Source organism: bacterium, from assembly GCA_021372535.1.
In the GTDB taxonomy this organism is placed as follows: Bacteria; Latescibacterota; Latescibacteria; order Latescibacterales; family Latescibacteraceae; genus JAFGMP01.
The window spans coordinates 1-7,736 of the sequence record JAJFUH010000128.1; the positions used below are offsets into that span (position 1 = coordinate 1).

General features: G+C 44.9%; 6 protein-coding genes. 5 read left to right on the forward strand and 1 reads right to left on the reverse strand.

Annotated features, from left to right (window positions below; translation table 11 throughout):
- A partial coding sequence (locus LLG96_11930) for a glycosyltransferase (GenBank protein ID MCE5250920.1) occupies nt 1-932 on the reverse strand: 932 nt, incomplete at its 3' end.
- 373 nt (nt 933-1,305) lie between these two features.
- Between LLG96_11930 and LLG96_11935 the strand changes: the two genes are divergently transcribed.
- The 5 genes from LLG96_11935 to LLG96_11955 form a co-directional block, all read left to right on the forward strand.
- On the forward strand, nt 1,306-2,292 hold the full coding sequence (locus LLG96_11935) for a L,D-transpeptidase family protein (protein MCE5250921.1): 987 nt from the start codon (nt 1,306-1,308) through the stop codon (nt 2,290-2,292).
- 12 nt (nt 2,293-2,304) lie between these two features.
- The gene (locus LLG96_11940) at nt 2,305-2,940 is read left to right on the forward strand and encodes a hypothetical protein (protein ID MCE5250922.1); all 636 of its coding nucleotides are present in this window, start codon (nt 2,305-2,307) and stop codon (nt 2,938-2,940) included.
- Between the two features lie 254 nt (nt 2,941-3,194).
- Complete coding sequence (locus tag LLG96_11945; GenBank protein MCE5250923.1) at nt 3,195-4,892, forward strand: M14/M99 family metallopeptidase; 1,698 nt, start codon at nt 3,195-3,197, stop codon at nt 4,890-4,892.
- Nucleotides 4,889-5,983 carry a hypothetical protein gene (locus LLG96_11950; GenBank protein MCE5250924.1) on the forward strand — a complete coding sequence of 365 codons (1,095 nt, stop codon included), beginning with the start codon at nt 4,889-4,891 and terminating at the stop codon, nt 5,981-5,983. The genes LLG96_11945 and LLG96_11950 overlap by 4 nt, the downstream gene beginning before the upstream one ends.
- Before the next feature lie 361 nt (nt 5,984-6,344).
- On the forward strand, nt 6,345-7,736 hold a 1,392-nt coding region (locus LLG96_11955; protein ID MCE5250925.1), incomplete at its 3' end, for an Ig domain-containing protein.

The following is a 7,736-nucleotide window of genomic DNA, read 5'->3' on the forward strand; positions in this document are numbered from 1 at the left end:
AACAGCACACCGTAAAAGCACGACAACATGAGTGATACGAGAAGGATGGCATGAAAGCCATAAACAGCGATGCCGAGCACGATATGCATGTGATCGAAATATTTCCCGGTTGACATGTGACGGATTCGCTGACGGATGAACGGGCGGAATGATCCCGGCGCCCCGGTATATACATGGGTTCCGCGGGCAGGCATGGTGACAACGGATGAGGGATTATGCGCCCTGAACCGCTGGAGCAGGAGCGTGTCATCGCCCGAGAGAACGCTTTTTTTCGAGCCATAACCTTCCAGTTTTTCAAATACATCCCGCCTGAATGCAAGATTTCTTCCGCTTGCATGGGTAGCATGACCGAGAGCTGCGCTTGCGGCTGAAAGCCCGGCATTCCAGAGGTATTCGTGTCTCACGAACGAGTTGAGAATCCCCCGCCCGGGCAAATACGGCGCAATGCCGGCAACCATATCCACTCCCGGCTCGAACCTGCCTGACATGCCGGAAATCCATGCGGGAGGCGGAATACAGTCGGCATCGGTCTGGAGGATTATCTTCCCATGCGCACGTGCGATTGCTTCAGCAAGGGCATGTTTTTTCGGTGAAATCCCTGTCGGCACGGATTCAATGGTAATACAGGCAAGATTTTTCATGACTGACTGAAAACGTCGTATAACCTCGGACGTCCCGTCATCGGAACGGTCATCGGCAACAAGCACCTCCCAAAGGTCCGGAGGATAATCCTGCATGGCAAGAGCGGCAAGGCAATTTCCGATACTGCTTCGCTCATTATGCGCCGCTATGATCACGGAAACCGATACCGAACCGCAGGAACCGCCGGAATGTACTTTTCGGAGAGCATGAATGACAAGCAGAAGAGCAAGGGTGTACACCGTTCCTGTCACAAAGGCACTGATAATAACCAAGTGTGTTATTATATTCATAGTTCCTTTTTTTCTGCCTGAAAAATCATCCGTTTATCGCAGCGTTCATATAAAACTTAACATTAAGAAAAACTTGACATTGAGTAAGAAGTGGCTATATTATCATGTGCGGAATATAAACAGGAAAACTCTGTCTGACCCATAACATAATAAGGAGAACATTACAACTGCTATGAAGGCGAAAACCCGTATAATTCTACTTGTTTTCTGCACCTGTATGACTTTAACAGAGCTTTTCATCGGTGCAGAGCAGACCTCATCCGGCAAATATACATCATCTGAAATAACAATATTAAAAAAAATAGCTTCAAATTCAATTAAAAATGCGCTGAAAACTACCAAAAACCTTGACGAAGCCGCCTCGGCGATCGGAGTGGAAACCACCGAGCTCAAGCAGCTCTGTGTAGCGCTTAATATTGACATCGGTGAAAAAAAACCGCAAATCGAACCGGTTGAGCTGCCCAAAACCCCAGCAATTCCGGTCAAAGATAAATTTGCACGGGATGATCTGTTTCCGGACGCCATTCTCTCTTATTCGGGATCGACACCGTATTTAATTCTTGTCGAGAAGAGCTCGCACACGCTTTTTCTTCTCAAGTATGACAAGGGGAAACAGACAGTAGTTGAGAGTTTTGACTGTAAAACGGGAAGAAATAATGGTGATAAAAAAGAACATGGAGATGAAAAGACTCCCGAAGGTATCTATTTTCTTATCAACAAGTATTCCCGGAAAGAAATTCAACGGTTGGTTGGTAAAGATAACGCGTATCAGTATGGTGAAATAGCGTTTGTTACCAATTTCCCTAATGCGATCGACATTCAGAAAGGGAAAAACGGCAGCGGGATATGGCTCCATGGTACTGATGAGCCGTTCGAAAAGACATCTTCAAACGATACCCGCGGTTGTGTCGTAACAACAAACGAATCAATCGTGAAACTGAGCAAGTATATCGAGCCGGGTAAAACACCGATCATTATACTGGATACGGTGAATTTCAAATCCAGGGACGAAATGAATAAACAGAGTAAGACGGCGATGGAGCTGATTCAAGACTGGAAAACCGCATGGGAGAATAAAAAAATCGATGGATATATAAAACATTATGCTTCGTCGTTTTCTTCCCAGGGTATGACACGGAACCAGTGGAAAATTGACAAACAGGGTAAATTTGAACGTAACAACGAATACAACATAGATCTTAAGGATATCATTATACTCGCCCACAACGGAAATATCGTGGTCCAGTTCGTTCAGAATTATTCAATCAAAAACACCAATTTTTCAACAGTCGGAACAAAAACGCTCTACCTTGTTCCCGAACAGAACACGTGGAAAATTGTTGCGGAACAATTTCGCTGACAGTGATATACCATGATTAAACCTCCGTTTACGTTACTCGTCATCAAGAAAACCCATGAACCGGTCACGGTACGTATTACGTTCACGAAAGTACTGGCAGCTCTGGTTCTTGCAATTATGATAAGCCTGATCAGTGGTTTTGGACTTACACTTATAATCGCGAGATTCCATATTCCGTTTCTCTTACCGGTATCCGACACGATAAGCGTTCAATCCGGGTCCCGTCAGTCGCCGCTCGTTTCCGAATCGGCCGTAAATTCCATGGAAGATTCTTCGCGTTCGACCGAGCTTAAAAATTTTACGGTTTCTGCCGGTAAAAAAAATGAATTCGATATTGCCTTTTCTCTTGCCGGTGCCGATGCATATGACCAGGTTTATGTATGGATTATCATCAATCCCGATTCCGACATCGCGGGAGAAACGATAATCCATCCGCGAAATCCGGTTTTCAGAGGTATTCCGGTCGATTACCGGAACGGAGCCGTATATGATCCTGTATCCGCCACGGCTTTTCAGGTCTCTCTTTCAGAGGCGACGACGGGTATCGAAATCAGGGATTTCAGAATACTCATTTATTCCCGTGATGGAGCCGTGCTCGTGGACAAGCGGTTTGTCATCTCGGAGTCGAAAGGAAGCGAATCTTCATGACTTTTTCGTTTTTATCTCTGTTATTCATGAAAAGCCTTGTGAAAAACACCTCATGTCTTGATATAGACTGTCAAGGGTCGGCACGAAGTGCCGATTTACATACCCTTGACAGCAACAAAACAATACATTTCATTAACGGGCGTGTGAATAAGGGACTTTTTCACCGCCCTTTAAAAAGATATATGAAATCCCTCAACGCCCTGAGCACACTGTGCCTTATCTGTCTTGGTCTTTGCTTTAACGGTGATTTTCCGGTGCTTGCTGAAGAATCGAGAACCCGGACGGTAACCTATCTTGAAAATTCAGATTATGAATTTACGATCTATTTCATCCATGGCAAACAGCCGGGCAAGACCATGATGATAATGGGCGGCATCCAGGGCGATGAACCAGGAGGCTATCTCGCCGCCGACCTGTATGCCGATCTGCTCCTCGAAAAAGGAAACCTGATAGTCGTACCTCGTGCGAATTTTTACACAATCAAGAAAAATAACCGGGGTATCAACGGGGATATGAATCGAAAGTTCGGTCAGAACTTACAAGAAGATGATGATGCCGATCTCCATATAATAGGGATTCTCAAAGACCTCATATCAAAAAGTGATGTACTTTTAAATCTCCACGAAGGTTCCGGTTATTATTCCTCCACGTATATCTCTGAAATGCGTAATCCCATGCGTTACGGACAGTCGATTATATTCGACGCCGAAACCTATACGCATTCTGACGGAAGGATTATCGACCTGGTTGGACCTGCTTCACGGGTTATCAACGAAATAAACAGCAATATCGATGATCCGGAGCATTTTTTTCATCCCAACAATCATGATACGCTTTCCGATGACACAAAACACATCGAACAGAGAAAAAGCGCCACATACTATGCGTTGACCGTTGCGGGAATACCCGCTTTCGGACTGGAGACCTCGAAAAGCTTATCGCCGATCGAAACGAAAGTCCGTTACCAGACGCTCGCTATCAATGCTTTCATGAGAGAATACGAAATAATACCCGAGCACCCGAGCGTTTATCTTCCGACACCTCAACTCGATCATCTTGTGATCAACATTATCGGAAATTCCGTGCCGTTTGCGGTGCAGAACGGAACCACTCTGACCATCCCGGCAGGCTCTTCTATTCAGGTGGCATCCGTAGTTGCAAATTATCTGCGTGGTATCTCACTCGATATCCAGGGTTATGGGAATACCAACGATCTCGGCCGTGTGGTCAGTATAACCTCCCCCACAACAATTAAAGTATACAAGGATGCATTCCTCTGCGGAGAAGTGAATATCAATCCCGGGCAGAACGAAACATCCAGAGCGAACACACTGTCCGCTCATCCCGTGCTCAATCGTATTGAAATTACCATCTCGGGTAAAAATATGGTTGTATCTCCGGATGATACGCTTCATATTATCAGGGGAGATGTTCTTAAAATCATTAATGCGCAGGTTTCCGGCAGAATGGATGCCGATATCCGTGTCAATTTCGTTGGGTTTGTCGGAAAAGATAAAAAAATCAACGATGCCGATGACAGGGGATACGAGATTAATACGGCCACGGATCTGATGCATCAGTGGAGTATCGATAAATCAGGTGAATTGTTCCGCATCGAAGCACTCTACAGCCGTAATGTTATCGGTACGGTCTATGTTTTACTGTATGAACCGGAAATAGAATATCTCATTATCGAGCTTGAAAACGGCCAGAAACTCGCCTTGTCTCCCGGTTCGGTATTTCATTGCGAGATGAATGAGAAACTCACGGTATTGTCCATTGTATCGAATATTCATGACAAACCGTTTATCAATACCTATATTTCTCAAGGGCCTGACAATGTAAAAGAGATTACATTACCCGCAGCGATTGTAATTCAGCCTTCATGGGAACTGCAGTTCCGGCGGGCTTCCCTTGACCTTGGTTCAATATCCTTCAGGACACGCGGATGAATAGTATTGCGGAATATATCAAGAGAAAAATCAATCTCGTGCGGCGCGGTTATTTTCACATGCCGCCCGAATCCCCGCCGGTCAACATAACGAGGATTCTGCAAAATCCCCGGAATATCCTCATTATACCCTACAACCGGATGGGTACCGTTCTTCTTGCAACCCGTGTATTCAAATCGTTCCGCGACCGATACAGCACTTCCAGAATTACCGTTATCTCGAACAGGGCATGGAGCGTCCTGATCCAGAACGACCCTACCATCGACGAAGTGATCACGTTCACCGATGAGATTGACAATCCTCATTCGAAATCATTTCAATTATTCGGCAAACAACTTGCAGAGAGAAAATATGACATGGCATTTTTCCTGTCATACCAGTTAGATTCCGGTATGGCATACCTCACACGTCTTTCAATGGCCGACCTGAGAATTTCCTTTAAAACTGCCGAGGAAAATGAAATCCAGTTTTTCAATGTCGAAGTAATGCCCGCCACCGGCCAGAGATATGAGGTTGACCGGTATCTCGAAATGCTTCGGACGCTCGGAATCGGCGGTAATATGCGGGACTACACCATGGCCATTAGTGACAACATTATTGAAAAAGCGAAAATGAGATTTCTTGCGGGGATTCAGACTGACCGCCTCGCTGGTTTCGATCTCACCCGTGAAATCGTAGGCGAGCCCATGACCCGTAAAAACGCCGAGTATCTTATAAACGTGCTTATTCATGAAACCAGAGGGATTGTTCTCATTTTCTATGAACCCTCAAAAAAATCGGTCGCCGCATCATTAAAAGAAACATTCGGTAAAAGTATCATCCTCATTGAAGACAGACCGGTATCGATGATCGCGGGACTTTTAACATTCTGTTCATATACGCTGACTCATAACACCGATCTTTTTCAGCTGGCAGTGGCGCTGAAAATTCCGACCATATGTACGATGAAAAAAGACGAACTGGTACAATGGTCTCCGGGAGAAAACAGGAATCTTATCCACATTGAACGCCCCGGAGACGGATGGCCGTCATCTTCTACCATTGCACAATCGGTTAAACGGCTGCTGAAACAGGCAGCGAATGATCAGTAGTTTCGATATTCTCCGATATTTCGTATCGGCAGACCTCATAGTATACCTGCAAATTCGCATTGAAGAGACACGTTATAAATCGTAAAAAATGTCAATCCGTACTTGTTTTCCGTTTACCCGATCTGTTCACAAGATTCATCAGATCAGGAAGCCACCCGGCCTTTGAGGATGTACGGAGATTGATTTTAAAAAGTGTGAATAATTATGATTCGCTAATGATTTATAATTAATATGTTATAAATATTTATATTTTTTATGTAAAATTTTTATGAATAATTCGGATTAAATATTTATATTGCATTTTAATATGAATAATCAGCGTAATTACAGTACTGCACATTTATATGTAAAGGGGATAATAATGGTGGCGCGAGTTGGTAAAATACTCCTTTTCGGACTGTCATGCTGCATGTTCGCAACAGCATCGCTTTCCCAGACTCCTCAGGTTCTTCAGTTCGGCACCACAACATCGGGTACGATGAATCGTGACAGCGATCACTGGTTCCAGATTACCACAACACTCGATGGAAGCCTGACAATTACCATTCGCTCTGATTCGACACTCACCACCATGCTCTACCTCTATGATCATGATATGACAACCCAGATGGTATTTCAGAGTGCAAGCTCTTCCCCCTTAAAAACTATCGCCGGGAAGAATCTGTCGCCGGGAATATATTATTTAAAAATTCATTATTACGGAGGTGAGGGGAAATATGCCATTTCCCCCGATTTTTCCGAAGCATCCTACCGGAATGACAATGAACCGAACAATACTACCGAACAGGCTCTCAGACTCAAAACCAGCGGCAGTCTTACCGGTCACCTCGGCTTTTATGGCGGCGGATTCACCGATAAAGATGACTGGTGGCAGATCGACACCATTCTGGACGGCTCGATATATGTAACCGCCGAAGTTGACTCGACACTCGGTATGACCCTCACGCTGTTCGATGAAAATCTGGTTGAACGGCCGGTAATGGATCCTTCGCTCGAACCAGCCCAGCAAACCATTCATCGCGATAATCTGGCGATGGGTACCTATTATGTCAGGGCACACTGCGATAGCGGTTATGGATCCTACACTATTTCGAGCCAGGTTATTCCTGCGGCCTATCTCAATGATAGCGAACCAAATGACGATACAATCAACGCGCAGGAAATCGTTCCGGAAAAAACCTTTACAGGCCATCTGGGATATTCTGACTGTGGTATATCAGACATCATCGATTATTACCGTTTTACCATCACCTCAAGATACAATGATCTGATTATCCGGTCAGAAACTCTCGGAAAGCTTGAGTTCAATCTGTATCTCTTTGACAATAAGGGTAATCGGCTCAAATACACTACCGAAAAAGGCGCGTCCAAAGTGCTTCATTACTATGAAGCGGACCCCGGCACTTATTATATACAGATGCTTCAGGACACCGGGTACGGTTCATATGCATTTGTTGTTACCGCTTCAACCGCCACTCAACCGGAAGTCATCGTTAACAATCCACCGGTTATTTTATCCACAACCCTGCCCGATGCGAGTATTGATCAACCCTATGAATATCGAATAATAGCTCAGGACCCCGATAAGGATAATGTCGTATCATATGAAATTCTCGAAGGTCCGGCATGGCTGGGCATCAACAACAGCGGTGTGCTGGGCGGAACACCGGATTCGGATGATGCTGGCTCTTATATTCCTGTTCTAATAAGAGTTTATGATCAGAACAACCTCGGCTGTCTGTTTAACACCATG